The 17,280-nt window shown below is 39.1% G+C and carries 13 protein-coding genes; 7 read left to right on the top strand and 6 right to left on the bottom strand.

Going from position 1 to position 17,280, the window contains the following annotated elements:
• Nucleotides 1–102: 102 nt before the first annotated feature.
• Both ACJJVX_RS21210 and mnmE read right to left on the bottom strand, forming a co-directional pair.
• Entirely contained in the window at nucleotides 103–555 is a 453-nt protein-coding gene (locus ACJJVX_RS21210) for a flavodoxin domain-containing protein (protein WP_054455842.1), read from the bottom strand.
• Nucleotides 556–1,932: 1,377 nt separating this feature from the next.
• Nucleotides 1,933–3,297 (bottom strand): tRNA uridine-5-carboxymethylaminomethyl(34) synthesis GTPase MnmE, encoded by a 1,365-nt coding sequence (gene mnmE, locus ACJJVX_RS21215; protein WP_054206596.1) that lies wholly within the window; start codon nucleotides 3,295–3,297, stop codon nucleotides 1,933–1,935.
• A 247-nt stretch (nucleotides 3,298–3,544) separates the two neighbouring features.
• Here mnmE and ACJJVX_RS21220 point away from each other — a divergent pair, with 247 nt between their 5' ends.
• Both ACJJVX_RS21220 and ACJJVX_RS21225 read left to right on the top strand, forming a co-directional pair.
• A complete protein-coding gene (locus tag ACJJVX_RS21220; RefSeq protein ID WP_405633433.1) occupies nucleotides 3,545–5,689 on the top strand; it encodes a TonB-dependent siderophore receptor in 2,145 nt (714 codons plus the stop codon).
• Between the two features lie 9 nt (nucleotides 5,690–5,698).
• Nucleotides 5,699–6,787: a PepSY-associated TM helix domain-containing protein gene (locus tag ACJJVX_RS21225; RefSeq protein ID WP_405633436.1), complete on the top strand. Its 1,089-nt coding sequence runs from the start codon at nucleotides 5,699–5,701 to the stop codon at nucleotides 6,785–6,787.
• A gap of 235 nt (nucleotides 6,788–7,022) precedes the next feature.
• Here ACJJVX_RS21225 and yidC read toward each other — a convergent pair whose 3' ends face one another.
• The 4 genes from yidC to rpmH form a co-directional block, all read right to left on the bottom strand.
• Nucleotides 7,023–8,699, bottom strand: a complete 1,677-nt coding sequence (yidC, locus tag ACJJVX_RS21230; RefSeq protein WP_054206594.1) for a membrane protein insertase YidC — start codon at nucleotides 8,697–8,699, stop codon at nucleotides 7,023–7,025.
• Between the two features lie 8 nt (nucleotides 8,700–8,707).
• Nucleotides 8,708–8,983 (bottom strand): membrane protein insertion efficiency factor YidD, encoded by a 276-nt coding sequence (yidD, locus tag ACJJVX_RS21235; RefSeq protein ID WP_054206593.1) that lies wholly within the window; start codon nucleotides 8,981–8,983, stop codon nucleotides 8,708–8,710.
• A gap of 126 nt (nucleotides 8,984–9,109) precedes the next feature.
• Nucleotides 9,110–9,535 carry a ribonuclease P protein component gene (gene rnpA, locus ACJJVX_RS21240; RefSeq protein WP_054206592.1) on the bottom strand — a complete coding sequence of 142 codons (426 nt, stop codon included), beginning with the start codon at nucleotides 9,533–9,535 and terminating at the stop codon, nucleotides 9,110–9,112.
• A 7-nt stretch (nucleotides 9,536–9,542) separates the two neighbouring features.
• Complete coding sequence (gene rpmH, locus ACJJVX_RS21245) at nucleotides 9,543–9,677, bottom strand: 50S ribosomal protein L34 (RefSeq protein ID WP_004335215.1); 135 nt, start codon at nucleotides 9,675–9,677, stop codon at nucleotides 9,543–9,545.
• A 505-nt stretch (nucleotides 9,678–10,182) separates the two neighbouring features.
• Between rpmH and dnaA the strand changes: the two genes are divergently transcribed.
• The 5 genes from dnaA to glyQ all read left to right on the top strand — a co-directional run bounded on the left by dnaA (nucleotide 10,183) and on the right by glyQ (nucleotide 17,279).
• Entirely contained in the window at nucleotides 10,183–11,577 is a 1,395-nt protein-coding gene (gene dnaA, locus ACJJVX_RS21250) for a chromosomal replication initiator protein DnaA (RefSeq protein ID WP_054206591.1), read from the top strand.
• A gap of 13 nt (nucleotides 11,578–11,590) precedes the next feature.
• Nucleotides 11,591–12,694 (top strand): DNA polymerase III subunit beta, encoded by a 1,104-nt coding sequence (gene dnaN / locus ACJJVX_RS21255; protein WP_054206590.1) that lies wholly within the window; start codon nucleotides 11,591–11,593, stop codon nucleotides 12,692–12,694.
• Nucleotides 12,695–12,700: 6 nt separating this feature from the next.
• Nucleotides 12,701–13,795 (top strand): DNA replication/repair protein RecF, encoded by a 1,095-nt coding sequence (gene recF, locus ACJJVX_RS21260; protein ID WP_405633440.1) that lies wholly within the window; start codon nucleotides 12,701–12,703, stop codon nucleotides 13,793–13,795.
• Nucleotides 13,796–13,807: 12 nt separating this feature from the next.
• Entirely contained in the window at nucleotides 13,808–16,234 is a 2,427-nt protein-coding gene (gene gyrB / locus ACJJVX_RS21265; protein WP_054206588.1) for a DNA topoisomerase (ATP-hydrolyzing) subunit B, read from the top strand.
• A 142-nt stretch (nucleotides 16,235–16,376) separates the two neighbouring features.
• Nucleotides 16,377–17,279, top strand: a complete 903-nt coding sequence (gene glyQ, locus ACJJVX_RS21270) for a glycine--tRNA ligase subunit alpha (protein ID WP_054206587.1) — start codon at nucleotides 16,377–16,379, stop codon at nucleotides 17,277–17,279.
• The last annotated feature ends 1 nt before the right edge of the window (nucleotide 17,280 follow it).

Here is a 17,280-nt window from a genome sequence, read left to right on the forward strand (position 1 = left end):
CATACCTTTAAAACGCAGTTAGATCATAGCTTATCCACAATCCGATCTAAATTCTCAGTAAATTGTGGGTAACTTTATATTTATGATCATTATTAAGATCGGCTATTTAGCAATACCGCATTTATCGATCCAGCTTGGTAACCAAGCCAAAGCAGTATCTTCTGGTAATTCTTCATCAAGGATATTGAGCTCTAGGCGTTCTGCAACACAGTTAGCACCTTTACTGAGTAAAAGCTGCTCTAAATTACGTCCCGCAAGGTTGTAAGTGTCATAACTTGTATCGCCTAAACCAATAACACTAAACTTTAAGCCTTTTAAATCAGCTGCTTGATTTACATTATCAATGAAAGCTAGCAGGTTTTCAGGGTAGTCACCTGCGCCATAAGTTGAAGTGCAAAGTAACCAGATCGTGTTTTCTTTATTTATACTAGAAAAGTTAGGTTGATCATGAACTTCAGTATCGATCCCTTGGCTTATTAATTGCTCTGCAAGTTGTTCGCCCACGTACTCTGCAGATCCCATCTGACTGCCAATAATGATATTAACTGAATCCATAACTTTTGATGATCGCCTACTTATTAAGATACCGTTTATGATAACTGAGTTTACTCATCAGTAAAGTACAGAATGGATCTTTGTATAAGTATTTTTGCTACTTTTTTATTCCAATATCATTTTATTAACCTAAGCTTTTGTTTTTAATGAATATAATAACTTATTACAAATTGTAATCATCTGATCAAGTTGTTGATAAATAGTGGGAAAGCTATGGTTGAATGCATAGGTTAATTCATCGTTTGTAGCTAAGTTATTGATCATAAAATTTTATACAGTGTGTTCTGCGATTATAAAAATGATTTAACACCGGAGATCTGATTGTGGATAGATCTTCTGTTGATAACGATCGTTTAGGGTTAATAAATATTTATAATTTTTCGATCTTTATCGGTTAGGTAGATTTATTTTTATAAAAAGCAGTAAAAAAGGGTTGGAAATTAGATGATCCTGCAAATTTTTTCCAAGGGATCGTTATATTTCTAGCGATTAATTTGGAGAAATGTCCAAAAAAATCGTAATTGTGGATAACTTATAAATTTAAAATCTAAATTTTGAATAATTGAGAAGTGATATTGATGACAGTTTTTGAATATTTGCCTATTACTACAGTAAATCTTCACGGGTAACCGTTAGGTTTATGAGTGAGGGAAGGGGATTTTTAAATCGATTACTGTGGTTAAGTAGGATTTAATAGATAAAAGTAGGCTTAATTAAAGTGCTTTTTTTGACATAAATTTGTGATCAATACCTGTTTTATTGATAAGGAATAGTTATTTTTCCAAGCCAGCCACCAGCATTTATTGATTAATATAAGGAGGTTTTAACAATACTAAAGGGCTTTTGTCATTACGCAATGATCATATGCTGAGCTAAATATATAGATTACAGTGACTGCAATGTTTAATTTATGGCTTGCCTGCATCAATCCATTGGTCTATTAGCACATCACCAAAAGGCTATTACAGAATGCCATGCTCGAGAAATGATTGACTCTAATAAAGGAGGTAGAGCAATTGCCGAGAGCAACTACATGTCAAAGTTTCTGCCTGTTATCACTGCATTTATCTTTCGCTATAAATGGTCATTAACTTAACACGATTGGTATATTGACGTGATATTGATTTTTTACCGCATTAATAGGAAAGTTAATTGGTTTATAGACGAAGAAAAGTAACATTGTTTGGTATTGTATTATCCGCGAACCTCAGCTGAAATAAGTAATAAAATGGCGTTGGTTAGTATAATAGTGATGCCTAAATCGCTTTTAATTCCAACGACGCTCGCATCTTGAGGTGGCTTGGGTATATGACTGATGGAATCAAAAACTGAACGTAAATAGAGTGAAAATACACTCCATTTACGTTTATTAGGCTTTTACTTACCGATACAAAATGAGCTAAATATCTTTCCAAGTAAGTCGTCAGAGGTAAACTCTCCGGTGATCTCGTTTAAATAATTTTGTGTTAAACGTAGTTCTTCAGCGAGTATTTCTCCGGCTATGTGCATTTCTAATTGATCTTTACCTACGTGCAAATGATGTGCCGCGCTTTCTAAAGCATCTAAATGACGACGGCGTGCCATAAAACCACCTTCTGTTGCGCCTTGAAAGCCTATACATGCCTTTAAGTGAGTACGAACTAACTCTATACCATCAGCATTTTTAGCGCTTAAGCTGATCACTGGATATTGTTGTTCTTCTGCCATACCAACCGTATCGCCAGATAAATCGGCTTTATTTCTGATCACTGTAACGCCCATGCCCTCAGGAAGCTTAGCCATAAATTCAGGCCAAATAGTATGCGGGTCGGTGTCTTTCGTATCAGTGCCATCAAGCATAAACAACACGCGATCGGCTTGTTTTATTTCATCCCATGCGCGCTCAATACCTATTTGCTCAACTTTATCAGGGCTTTCGCGCAGGCCTGCTGTATCAATAATATGCAGCGGCATGCCATCAATATGGATATGTTCACGTAGTACATCACGGGTGGTGCCTGCTATCTCAGTTACGATGGCGGCTTCACGTCCAGCAAGGGCATTGAGCAAGCTAGATTTCCCCGCATTAGGGCGACCAGCAATAACGACACGCATACCTTCTCGCATGATACTGCCCTGCTTGGCTTGATTAGTGACGTTATTTAACTGTTCAATAATGCCGTTTAAATCACCAGAGACTTTACCATCAGATAAAAAATCGATTTCTTCATCTGGAAAGTCAATGGCAGCTTCTACGTACATACGCAAATGAATGACTTTTTCTACCAAAGTGTCGATACGCTTAGAGAACTCACCTTGTAGCGAGTGCAGGGCGCTTTTAGCAGCTTGTTCGCTGGTGGCATTGATTAAGTCGGCGATGGCTTCTGCTTGAGTTAAATCCATTTTATCGTTCATAAATGCACGTTCAGAAAACTCACCAGGCTTGGCTAATCGCACACCTTCTATTTGGCTTATCTCTTTTAGTAGCATATCAAGCACAACAGGGCCGCCGTGGCCTTGTAGTTCAAGTACGTCTTCGCCTGTGAATGAGTTAGGGCCCGCAAAGTAAATTGCAATTCCCTGATCAAGTTGTTCGCCAGCAAGGTTTTTAAAGGGTACATAATCGGCATAACGTACTTTAGGACAACGACCAATGATTTTTTCAGCAACGGTTTTTACTAAACTGCCAGAAACGCGAATAATACCTACGCCACCTCTTCCGGGAGCGGTCGCCTGTGCTGCAATAGTGTCTTGATTGATCATGCTAATAATTTGCCAATTTTATGAATAACGATATGTGCGTATTGTAACCTATGGCTTTATAGCATGCGAATAGCAGGGCAATAAAAAGCCAATTAAAGAATCGGTTAAAACTTCTTGGTGGTAGAAACTTAAACGCTGTGTAAGGTTTATATTTATTTAAATTTAAGACATAGCAACCTCATTGCAAATGATAATCGCATTTATTATCATGTATTAATTATCATTTCATCATTATTATTATTATTTTATGCGTTTATCACCTTTAGTACTGGCTATAATTACAGGTTTTTCAGCTTCATCTATTGCTTCAGAACAAACAACAACAGAACAAGAAAAAATAACAGATATTGAAAAAATCTCTGTTATCGGGCGAGCATTTTCTTTATATCGGCCTATGGATTCAAGTTTTGGCACTCGAACAAACACAGAGATTGAAAAGATCCCACAATCTATTCAAATACTTCCGCAAGAGTTAATAAATGATCAGGCAGCCCGTCAAATTACCGATTTATATAGCAATATAGCCGGTGTAAATGCATTTAGTTACTCAGGCGTGACGTTTCGTGGTTTTCGCCAAGATGAAATTTTATATGATGGTGTAAAAGGTGATCCATTTAATGGTTTTGCTGTTCCTCAGTTATTTAATATTGAACAAATCGCGGTATTAAAAGGCCCTGCAGGGGCCGTTTATGGCAGTGGTAATCCAGGTGGAATCATCAATTATGTAACTAAAAAACCAAAATTTACCGATAAGCATAGTATTGAGTTTGAAGTTGGCAACGATGACTTTTTTAGTGGCGCATTAGAAAGCACAGGCACGCTTAACGATAATTTAGATAATCATGCTTATCGTGTCGGCCTTTATCGTGACTCAGAAAAGCCGTTTCGCAATAATACGAGTAGTGACAATACCATTGTTGATCTTGGTTATACCTGGTTAATTAGTGGTGCTACAGAGTTGACGGCGCAGTACACTTACATAGAACAAGAATTAGGTGGGGCCCGTTTACGTGGTGTACCTGCGGATGATGAAGGTAATTTTCTTGCCGATATAAGTTGGAATCATAATGAAGCAACCGATTTTCAAAATGTAGAAGCTCATGTTTACCAAGCAACACTTAAACATGAAATTAATGATATTTGGCGTACCGATATAACTGCACGTTATTTTGATAATGAAGAAGTGCAAAACTACCATGAGCCTAGGGGCTTAGTAGATACTGACGAAGATGGTGTTGTTGATTGGACTCACCGTGAGTTTCGAGATCAAGTTAGGGAAAATAAGGGTTTTAGCTTAACAGCCAATGCTGTTGTTGAATTTGAACTTGCTGATATGCAGCATCAAATGTTATTTGGCAGTGATTTTTATGAGCATGATTTTAATAGTACCTATCGCACTGCAACGCAACAAAGTCGAGGCGGCCCAGTTACTGGTTTAAGCTTACTTAATTCTGAGTACGGTTTAACCTCAGGGGCTGATTATGCACTCGATACCATTACTCCCAGACTTGGCCGCACAAATAGCTCTCGCTTAGGCTTTTATACCCAAGATCAATTAGATGTAACGGATAACTGGAGTATTACTGCGGGCTTAAGATACGATCGCTTTGAAGATAAGGATGAGCTTAATCAAACTGAGTTTTCAGACAGTGACGTAACTTATCGCATTGGTACTAGCTACAATATTAACGATGTCTTTTTTCCATATGCATTGCATGGAACTGGGTTTGTCCCTCAAAGTGCCAGTAATCAAGATACCGCTAAAGGCGGCCCTTTTTCACCGGAAGAAAGTCGCATTAACGAGCTAGGCCTACGCACTAAATTGCTGAATGATAGCCTTGCCGTAAATATGGCTGTTTACGATATTGTTCGTGAGAATATTCTTCAACCAAGCTTATTAGGTGACGTAGCTAAAGATGGCGTTGACGATTTAGTCGCTATTGGTGAAGTGCAAAGTAAAGGTTTTGAAGTTGAAGTGGTGGGTGATATTACAGAATATTGGGTTGTAACTGCCAATTATGCTTATAATGATACCCGTATTACCGAAGCAAGCGATAGTATTCGTAATCAAATACCTAACAGTGACAAGTTTGCTAACGCACCACAAAATACGACAGGTATCTGGACTCGTTATGAGCTACCGACCTTATATTCTTCTATTTCTGCTGGTTTAAACTATGTAGATGAACAATTAAGTTTAGGCGGGCAAGCGGTTAAATCATACACTGTTTATAATATGGCATGGCAAACCACCATAGATAATTGGCAATGGCAATTATCAGTTAAAAACCTGTTTGATAAAGAATATGCGTCAAGTGGGTTTATTGAACGTACAGGGCATTTTCCTGGTGAGCCACGTCGTATTTATTTGAGCGCTAAATACAACTTTTAATCGTGCTGTGTGAAAGCAAAAAGTTGGTTTAATTTACACTCCTGGGCAGGACTCTTTGTAGGGGTTCTGCTTTTTGTTATTTGTTTTTCAGGAACATTAGCAACGTTAAGTCATGAGATAGAGTACTTAAGTGATAAAAAATTTCGGGCAATTAGCAATTCGGGTGAAACCAATTATATAGCTATTGAGCACACATTAAATAAGACATACCCCAGTGCGCAAATTCTCTATATTCACAGACATAAGCAAGATTATTTAGCTACTGAAGTTGCTTTAAAATATCATGATGAATTTTTATTTGTTTACCTTGATGGTGCGACAGGTGCGTGGTTAGGAGAGGGGAAATGGGCACGTGTATCGCGTTTTTTGCGCAATTGGCACATGAACCTTTCATTAGGCTGGATCGGTAAGTTAATTGTCACCTCTTTAAGTTTGCTATTGTTGGTTTTATTTATATCTAGCTTTTATGTTTACCGTCAGTGGTGGCTTGGGTTCTTTAAAAAGCCAAGTCAGCTATTAAAAACCAAGCGCAGCAGTTGGGCTGATTGGCATAAGTTACTCGGGCTATGGAGTTTGTGGTTTATCGCTGTAATGTCGATAACAGGCACATGGTACTTGATTGAACATGGCTTGCAAACGGCTAGAATTGATTATTATGTAGCCGAACCCAGCGCATTGCGTGATTTGCGAAAAGTGCCTGTTCAAGAGTCAAGTGCCCCATTACACGTAGCTACCTTAACGCACAAAGCGCTGCAAGCTTTTTCAAGTTTGGATATTCGTTATATTCGCTACGGGAAAAAGGCAAATCAAGCTGTAGAAGTTAGAGGGTATAACAATGATATATTACTTAGGCTCCGTGCTAATCGAGTTTATTTACATCCAACAACAGGAGTTGTACTCGGGATTCAAAAAGGAGAAAACCTACCAATCATTGCGCGTATTAAAGATACGGCCGATCCTCTTCACTTTGGTAATTTTGCAGGAATTGGCACAAAATTAATTTGGACTATTTTTGGTTTGGCTATGAGCTTTATTAGTGCCACTGGCATGTATATGAGCTGGCTTAGAGTTAAGCGCAAAGTTACATTGACTAAATGATTAGGCGTTGCCGGTGGTGCTGCTACAGTATTGGTTGTAGCTTCTGTGATTGTGACCAGTGTCAGTTTTAGTGTTCGCACAGTACCTGATTTACTTTTTGCTCCTGCTTTAGCACGCCCTAAATGAATGTTTTCTAGCGCTGTTTGCACCTTTTTTAACTCGCTAGAATAGTTAAAGAGATAAGCAGGCAATAAAAAAGGCGACCTAAGTCGCCTTTATCTAAGTAAACGAGCAATTAGCCCCTTACTTTTATTCCTTGTTTTTCCATACCGCGATAAATATAGAGCATTTGTGCGATAGAGATAAGGTTTGATACTAACCAGTAAAGTACTAGACCTGATGGGAACCAAAGGAAGAACACTGAGAAGATAACCGGCATAAAGGTCATCATCTTTTGTTGCATTGGATCGGTAACCGTCATTGGTTGTAGCTTCTGCGTTATAAACATACTCGCACCAAACAAGATTGGTAATACGTAGTATGGGTCTTTCGCTGATAAGTCAGTTAACCATAAGAAAAACTCAGCATGGCGAAGTTCTGTAGATTCTAAAAATACATAAAACAACGCTAAGAAGATTGGCATTTGTAGCAAAATAGGGAAGCAGCCACCCATTGGGTTTACTTTCTCTTTTTTGTACATTTCCATGGTCGCTTGGCCGAACTTTTGACGGTCGTCACCATATTTTTCTTTAAGCGCAGCCATTTTAGGCTGAAGGGCACGCATCTTCGCCATTGACGTGTATTGCGCTTTAGTTAGTGGGTACATTAATGATTTAACAATAATAGTAATGGCGATAATAGCCAGTCCCCAGTTACCTAAACCACCAATGCTGATATCAAATAATCCAAAAAACGAACCTTCACCCGAGTATAAAAATTTAAGTAGTTCGAATAAAGGCTGTGAGATAAAAAATAACCAACCGTAATCGACTGTTAAATCTAAATTTGGGTGAAGCGCTTCTAATTTATCAGACTCTTTCGGGCCCATATAATAAGTAGCACTAATTTTAGCTTGCGTACCAGCTTGAATATTAACAGGTTCTGCTTTAGTACCAATAATGGCTGCGGTGCCATTTTTTATTACGCTGTAAAGGGTATTTTGTTGGTCTTGTGCAGGCACCCAGGCACTTACAAAGTAATGCTGAATAAAGGCAATGTAACCACCAGTCGTATTAATGCTGAGGTTTTTATCTGCCATATCTGAAAAGCTGTATTTTTCATATGGTTCATCGGCACTACCGTAAGCGGCACCAAGGTAGTTTTGATCAACTAAGCTGCCTTTTTCTTGTATTGTACGTTCTACTTGTGTGTAAAGTTGTACTTGAATAGGTGAGTTAGTTACGTTGTTAACAGTGTACTCAAGGGCAACATCATATTGGCCTTTTTTGAATACATAGGTTTTAGTAAACGTCACACCGTTGCTATCAGTAAATGTTAAAGGAACGCGAAGTTCATCACCCTTTAAGGTAAAGCTTTTTTGTTCGGTGCTATAAACAGGGCGACCTTCTGTTGAAGCATCTGGGCCATTTAAACCTGCTAAACCACTTTGCGAGAAGTATTGGTTGCCATCAAACTCACCTAAAAGCATAAATGGTGTTTCTTCACCTTTTACTTCTTCATATTGGAGTAGGTCTGATTCAACAATATCACCACCGCGGGTATCAATTTTTACAGTGAATACGTCAGTTGTAACTTCGATTACAGAGCGTTTTGCACTGGTTGCTGCAGTTGGTAACTCACCATCTGCTGATGATGGAATATAATCATCAGAATTAAGCGAATTAGATTTTAGTGTTTGTGTGTTGGCACTAGGATCGACTTTTGGTGCATTGTAATCACTATTCCATTCTTGGAATAATAAAAATGATACAAGCATCAAGCCGATGAATAAAAACGTGCGTTGCGATTCCATAACAGCTCTTATTTCTCGTGTTGGTGGTTAATATGGGTTATTTTTTCAGGCACGGGATCATCCCCGCCTGAATGTAAAGGATGGCATTTTAATATGCGTTTAATCGCTAACCAACCCCCTTTTATTAATCCATGCAAATTAATTGCTTGAATAGCATAAGTGGAGCAGGTTGGATTAAAGCGACAATGCGGACCTAATAGCGGACTAATCCACTTTTGATAACCCCGAATTAATAACACTAAACAGCGCTTTGGAAAAGCAACAAGTGGTTTGATTAACCTCATGATGTTCATGCCTCTGCGTAATATTTAGTGGGTGGATACCATGAATTTAAACACCCTAAATGGAATTTTAAATGCATGATTAAAAGGTGAGCTAAAGATACCTTAATTAACCCTATAATTCTATTGCTATTGGCTTTGTTTATTGGATTTAGCCGATTTGTTAGGGCGTTTTTTAAAGGGTGGTGGTTTAGGCGCATCAGGTTTACAGCGTTCATTAATTTTACGCCATAACTTACCGAGTTGTTTAGTTAGCTCTTCATTTGACTGTTCATCAATACCACTTTTAACCATCAAAACAATATCGATATTATCAATAGTGTGTTGGTTTAAACGAAAACTTTCGCGAGCAAGACGTTTAATACGGTTTCGTTGGCAAGCTTTTTTAACCCGTTTTTTAGCGACAGTGAGTCCTAAGCGAGGTTTTGCTTGGTCATTGGGTTTTGCTAATAAGGTAAAAAAAGGAGTTGCGGCCCGAGCAGGTTCATTAAAGATGCGAGAGTAATGCGAGGGAGTTAACAGACGTAACTCCCTGCCAAAGTTAAAGTCTTCCACTTATATATTAAGCAGAAAGAACTTTACGGCCTTTAGCGCGGCGACGAGCTAATACTTTACGGCCATTTACAGTTGCCATGCGAGCACGGAAACCGTGTGCACGTTTGCGTTTTAAAACGCTAGGTTGAAAAGTTCTCTTCATAACAATTCCATCCGATCGGTTAAAGGTTAAAACATCCTATGCAGGTCGCGATCCTGGCACAGGTGCCATTGCGAGCGCGAGATATTATAGATGAAGGCCCATAAAGTCAATCATAATTACATTAATAGTATAAAGGTATAATAGATCTAAGCTGGGGATCTATTAGGATCCTTATAATAAAGAAGTTTTCCACAGCCACTGTATAAAAAGTGCATAAAAGCTTGGGGTAACTAAAATAGATCGTAGGTTTTAATCGCGATCTAACGTGTTTTTTGTTATGATCATCCTTTGGTTGGGAAAATAATATTCATTTAAAATCAGTGTTTTAAATGTTTTTTGTGCAGAGATCATCTTTTTAAAAGAAATCAATCTTGTACTTGTGGATAAAGTCCCTTCATAATACTCGGTCTTGGGTGAAATAAATGCCTAATTTGTAGTCGTAAATGTTTAATTTTCCATCATTATTGATGACCGGGAATGAAACTGAATCTTTGGGAGTTTAACTGTGTATCTGTCGGTTTGGCAAAGTTGTTTATATGTATTGCAAGATGAACTGCCTTCGCAGCAGTTCAGTATGTGGGTAAGACCACTTCAAGCAGAAAGTACCGAAGATACCCTGACGATTTATGCGCCTAATCGTTTTGTTCTTGATTGGGTGAGAGAAAAATATTTAAACCGGATTAATGAACTACTTGTAGAAATCTGTAAAGACGAAGCACCAGAGTTACGTTTTGATGTAGGCAGTAAACCAATTTTGAATACTCAGGCAGCGACTGCACCTGTAGTTGATAATTCATCGGTTACTTTTTCGCAACCAGCAAGTCGTCAGCAACCTAAAGAAGCTAAAGCTGTTGTAGAGCCTGCGCCTAAATCTGCTTATAAATCGAATATTAAAGAAAACTATACTTTTGACAGCTTTGTAGAAGGTAAATCTAATCAGTTAGCTAAAGCTGCGGCAACGCAAGTAGCCGATAATCCAGGCGCTGCTTTTAACCCTGTATTTATATATGGTGGCACTGGCTTAGGTAAAACGCATTTATTACATGCGGTTGGTAATGGTATTTTGGCAAATAAGCCAGATGCAAAAATTGTTTACATGCACTCAGAACGTTTTGTGCAAGATATGGTTAAAGCACTGCAAAATAACGCTATCGAAGAATTTAAACGTTATTATCGTAGCGTTGATGCTTTAATGATCGATGATATTCAGTTTTTTGCTAATAAAGAGCGTTCACAGGAAGAATTTTTCCATACTTTCAATGCGTTACTTGAAGGTAATCAACAAATTATTTTAACCTCTGATCGTTATCCAAAAGAGATTGAAGGGGTTGAAGATCGCCTTAAATCGCGTTTTGGTTGGGGTTTAACTATCGCAATAGAGCCGCCAGAGCTTGAGACGCGAGTTGCAATTTTGATGAAAAAAGCGCAGCAGAGTAAAATTAATTTACCGCATGAAGTTGCCTTTTTTATCGCAAAAAAATTACGTTCAAATGTACGTGAATTAGAAGGGGCACTTAACCGTGTTATTGCCAATGCAAACTTTACTGGTCGTCCAATTTCTATCGATTTTGTAAAAGAAGCATTACGTGATTTACTCGCCTTGCAGGACAAGCTAGTAACAATAGATAATATTCAACGCACAGTTGCAGAGTATTACCGTATTCGAATTTCAGATCTTCTGTCAAAGCGCCGTAGTCGTTCTATAGCGAGGCCTCGCCAAGTAGCAATGGCATTGTCTAAAGAGTTGACTAATCACAGCTTACCGGAGATTGGCGATGCATTTGGCGGGCGTGATCACACGACTGTGTTACATGCATGTCGTAAAATTAAATCACTACGTGACGAAAGCCACGAAGTGAAAGAAGATTATCAAAACCTAATAAGAACATTGTCATCTTAAGGCTGACTTTATTATGCAAATAACCATATCAAGAGATCAATTCTTAAAACCTTTAGTGCAAGTATCGGGTGCAATCGAGCGCAAACATACTTTGCCGATTCTATCTAACGTTTTGTTAGAGGTTGAAGATGGTCTGCTTTCAATGACAGGTACAGACCTAGAAATTGAGCTCGTCGCAAACGTGTTTGTTGGCGACGATGTTGATGATACAAAATTGACTTTGCCAGCTAAAAAATTACTCGATATTTGTAAAAGCTTGCCAGACGGTTCAGAGCTGACATTAGCAAGTCAAGATCATCAGTTACTACTGACCAGTGGTAAAAGTCGTTTTTCATTAACAACGCTTGCTGCTGAAGACTTCCCTAATTTAGAGCAGTGGGACGGCGAGGTTGAGTTTCAGCTAACCCGACTTGAGCTGCGAAAATTACTTGAAAGCACCCATTTCTCAATGGCAAACCAAGATGTACGTTATTACTTAAATGGCATGTCGTTTGAAGTAGATAATGCAGACATTAAAACAGTCGCAACAGATGGTCACCGTTTAGCAATCGCACAAAAGCAGTTGCCGCAGTCATTAAATACTCAGCGCCAGTTAATTATTCCGCGTAAAGGCGTGCAAGAAATTATGCGATTGATGGTTGCTGATGATGAGTTAGTAACAATTCAGTTTGGTGCTAACCACATTCGTATTATTGACACTGAATTTACTTTTACCAGTAAATTAGTTGATGGACGCTTTCCTGATTACCGTCGTGTTTTACCTCGTGGCGGAGATAAAGTGATTACTGCAAACCGCGAGTGGTTACGCAGTGCGTTTCAACGAGTATCAATATTGTCGAACGAAAAGTTTAGAGGCGTACGTTTAAACTTATCGAATGGGCTATTAAAAATTACAGCCAATAACCCAGAGCAAGAGCAAGCAGAAGAAATTGTTGAAGTTGGGTATCAAGGTGATGATTTAGAAATAGGCTTTAACGTTTCCTATGTACTTGATGTATTGAATACACTTAAAACAGAAGATGTATTATTTACGCTTGCCGATTCGAATAGCAGTGCATTGATCGAAGGTGCGGGTGATGAAGAAGCCATGTACGTTGTTATGCCTATGCGCTTATAGTCACTTATGAGTTTAAGTCATTTGAGCCTCAGTCATTTTCGTAATATTGAGGCTCTCACATTAGAGCCAATTGATGGAATAAATGTAATATATGGTGAAAACGGTAGTGGTAAAACGAGCCTTTTAGAGGCGATATATTTCCTTTCTCATGGCAAATCATTTCGCACGCCTAAACACCGAAGTATCATTACTCACCATCAAGAAAAATTTACCATTCATGGTCGTAAGTCTCTTTACAATTTATCGATACCAATTGGTATTAGTAAAACACTCAGTGGTGAAACAGAATTAAAAATACAGGGTAAATCTAGCCGTCGAGTGTCTGAACTTGCTCAGTTAATGCCTGTGCAGGTAATTACTCCTGAAAGCTATTCACTGTTTTTTGGCGGACCTAAAGAACGGAGAAGGTTTTTAGATTTAGGGTTGTTCCACGTGGAACAAGACTTTTTTTATCTCTGGCAATCGTTCAATAAAGTATTGAAACAACGTAATGCACTACTGAAAAGTAAGCCAAAGAATTATTTTGACCAAATCAAGTTTTGGGATAAAGAATTTGTTAGACTGGCAGAACAAATAAATAATTTACGAATTGCGTATATAAGTAGGTTTAAGCAGCAGTTTTTTGGTAAAATGTGTGCAGAATTAACGCTTATACGCGATTTAGAAATAAGCTTTTATGCTGGATGGAAAGAGAGTGAATCTCTAGCCGATGCTCTTGAGCAAAGTTTTGAGCGCGATAGTCGCCAAGGCTTTACAAATAAAGGGCCACATAAAGCTGATTTTAGTTTTAGTGTCGCTGGCAACAGTGTTGAGAATACATTCTCACGCGGTCAACTCAAACTATTGCTTTATGCGTTAAAAGTAACGCAAAATAGTTTGATTGAGTCAGAGACAGAAAAGCAATCAATATTGCTAATAGATGATTTACCTTCGGAGTTAGGGGAAGATACGAAAGAGAAGGTCGGCCAATTACTGTCGCACTGTCGCTCTCAAATATTTATCTCTGCTATTGAATCCGAAAGTATTTCTGCTGTGGTGGAACCCATGCAACGAGAACTACAAATGTTCCACGTGAAACATGGCAACCTAATAACAAGATAAGTGGGATTAACCATGTCTGAGAATTACGATTCGTCGAGTATTAAAGTACTAAAAGGATTAGACGCAGTAAGAAAGCGTCCTGGAATGTATATAGGGGACACCGATGATGGCACAGGCTTACACCACATGGTGTTTGAGGTCGTTGATAACTCTATCGATGAAGCCTTAGCAGGTCATTGTGATGACATCTATGTGACAATTCATTTAGATGGTTCAGTCTCTGTTCGAGATAACGGCCGTGGTATTCCAACGTCTATTCATGAAGAAGAAGGTGTATCAGCTGCTGAAGTAATTATGACAGTACTGCATGCTGGTGGTAAGTTTGATGATAACTCATATAAAGTATCAGGTGGCTTGCACGGTGTTGGTGTTTCAGTAGTTAATGCGCTTTCAGAAAAATTAAAGTTAACAGTTCGCCGTGAAGGCAAATTGCATGAGCAGTTTTATACAATGGGTGTTCCTGACGCGCCATTAGCTGTAATTGGCGATTCAGAAACAACAGGTACTGAACTGCGTTTTTGGCCAAGTGCTGAAACATTTACTAACTTAGATTTTCATTACGATATTCTAGCTAAGCGTTTACGCGAATTATCATTCCTGAATTCAGGTGTGAGTATTATTTTAAATGATGAACGCGAAGAGAATAAAAGTGACCACTTCAAATATGAAGGGGGTATTCAAGCGTTTGTAGAATACTTAAATCGTAACAAAACACCTATCCATAAAGGTGTATTCCACTTTACCCACGAACGTGAAGAAGATGGAATTAGCGTTGAAGTGTCAATGCAGTGGAATGATGCTTACCAAGAAAACATTTACTGTTTTACAAATAACATTCCACAACGTGATGGTGGTACTCATTTAGCCGGTTTCAGATCTGCGCTAACACGTACACTTAACAACTATATGGAAAAAGAAGGCTTTAACAAAAAAGCTAAAACAACCAGTAATGCCACCGGTGATGATGCCCGTGAAGGCTTGACTGCAGTTGTAAGCGTTAAAGTTCCTGATCCTAAGTTCTCATCACAAACGAAAGATAAGCTAGTTTCGAGCGAAGTTAAATCCGCGGTAGAACAAGCAATGGCTGAAAAATTCACTGAATTCTTACTAGAGAATCCAGTGGATGCGAAGATAGTTGTTGGTAAGATCATTGATGCTTCGCGTGCCCGTGAAGCCGCGCGTAAAGCCCGTGAAATGACTCGTCGCAAAGGCGCTATGGATTTAGCTGGTTTACCAGGTAAGTTAGCAGATTGCCAAGAAAAAGATCCAGCACAGTCTGAACTATATATAGTGGAAGGGGACTCTGCTGGCGGATCAGCCAAGCAGGGTCGTAACCGTAAGAATCAAGCGATTCTTCCGCTTAAAGGTAAAATACTAAACGTAGAAAAAGCGCGTTTTGATAAGATGCTTTCTTCACAAGAAGTAGCAACCCTTATCACTGCACTTGGTTGTGGTATTGGCCGTGATGAGTATAACCCTGAAAAGTTACGCTATCATCGTATTATTATCATGACCGATGCTGACGTCGATGGTTCGCACATTCGTACACTACTATTGACCTTCTTCTATCGTCAAATGCCAGAAATCGTAGAACGCGGCTATATTTATATTGCACAACCACCACTTTATAAAGTGAAAAAAGGTAAGCAAGAGCGTTACATTAAAGATGATCCAGCGCTTGTCGACTACCTAACTTCATTAGCATTAAATGGTGCTGCATTGTATACCAGCGCAGATGCATCGGCACTTGAAGGTGAAGCTTTAGAATCGATTGTTCATGATTACCAAAATACTGTAAAAGTTATTGAGCGCTTAAAGCGTAAATACCCGAACACAGTGATGGAACGTTTAATTTATCAAACAGAACTAAACGAAGCTGATTTGTCTGACGAAGCCAAAGTCATTGCATGGACTAATACCCTTGTTGCCGATTTAGTTGAGCGTGATGAAGATGCGACAATCTTTGCTGCTGCAACTGAGCACGATACTGAGCGTAACTTGTATTACCCAGTGATCAATATTCGCCAACATGGTGTTGATAAAGCACATGTACTAAGCCATGACTTTATCTCTTCACGTGACTATAAGCGCATCGCAGTGACGGGCACTAACATTGCCAATATCCTAAGTGAAGGTGCTTATATTCAACGTGGCGAGAAGACCCTAGCCGTAGATAATTTTGTAGATGCATTAGAGTGGTTAATCACTGAATCTAAGCGTGGTCTATACATCCAACGCTATAAAGGACTGGGTGAAATGAATCCAAGTCAGCTATGGGAAACTACTATGGATCCTTCAGCTCGTCGTATGCTGCAAGTAACCATTGAAGATGCCGTTGGTGCAGACCAATTATTCGCTACGTTAATGGGTGACCAAGTTGAACCGCGCCGTGAGTTTATCGAAACGAACGCATTACGCGTAGTTAACCTCGATGTTTAATTCTCTTTGAGAATCAAAAAAGGAGCCCTTGGGCTCCTTTTTTATTGACTGCAATTGCACAAACTGCTTAAAACCTGACTTCGCACAAGGTATACTGAGTGTAATTTTCACGCTACATCACAGCAGATACTAAAAGCCAAATATGCAAAAATATGACGTTAAAACCTTTCAAGGTTTGATCCTGGCTTTACAGGATTACTGGGCACAGCAAGGCTGTGTCATTATTCAGCCACTCGATATGGAAGTAGGCGCAGGGACATTTCACCCGCAAACATTCTTAAAATCTATTGGTCCAGAGCCAATGTCGAGCGCGTATGTACAACCATGTCGCCGTCCTACCGATGGCCGTTATGGTGAAAATCCAAATCGCTTACAGCATTACTATCAATTCCAAGTGGTTTTAAAACCATCACCAGAGAATATTCAAGAGCTTTATTTAGGCTCTTTAGCTGCTGTAGGCATTGATACACTTACTGACGAAGTTCGCTTTGTAGAAGACAACTGGGAGTCACCTACATTAGGTGCATGGGGTCTTGGTTGGGAGATTTGGTTAAACGGCATGGAAGTAACACAGTTTACTTACTTTCAACAAGTGGGTGGCTTAGAGTGCTCTCCTGTAACGGGTGAAATCACCTACGGACTTGAGCGCCTAGCAATGTACATTCAAGGCGTTGACAGTATTTACGATCTTGTTTGGGCTGATGGTCCAATGGGTCGTGTTACCTATGGCGATGTTTTTCACCAAAACGAAGTTGAGCAATCAAAGTATAATTTTGAACATGCTAACGTTGAAGATCAGTTTGCACAGTTTGATAAATGTGAAGCGCAAAGCCAAAAGCTAATTGAAGCTGGCTTACCATTACCAGCGTATGAGCAGGTAATGAAAGCATCGCATGCATTTAACTTGCTTGATGCACGTCATGCAATTTCAGTGACAGAGCGCCAACGTTATATTTTACGCGTTCGAGCGTTATCTAAAGCATGTGCACAAAGTTATTATGATGCACGCGAAGCGCTTGGTTTCCCGCTGTGTAAGGATAAGTAGC

The organism is Pseudoalteromonas sp. Ld20, from assembly GCF_045064175.1.
In the GTDB taxonomy this organism is placed as follows: Bacteria; Pseudomonadota; Gammaproteobacteria; order Enterobacterales; family Alteromonadaceae; genus Pseudoalteromonas; species Pseudoalteromonas neustonica.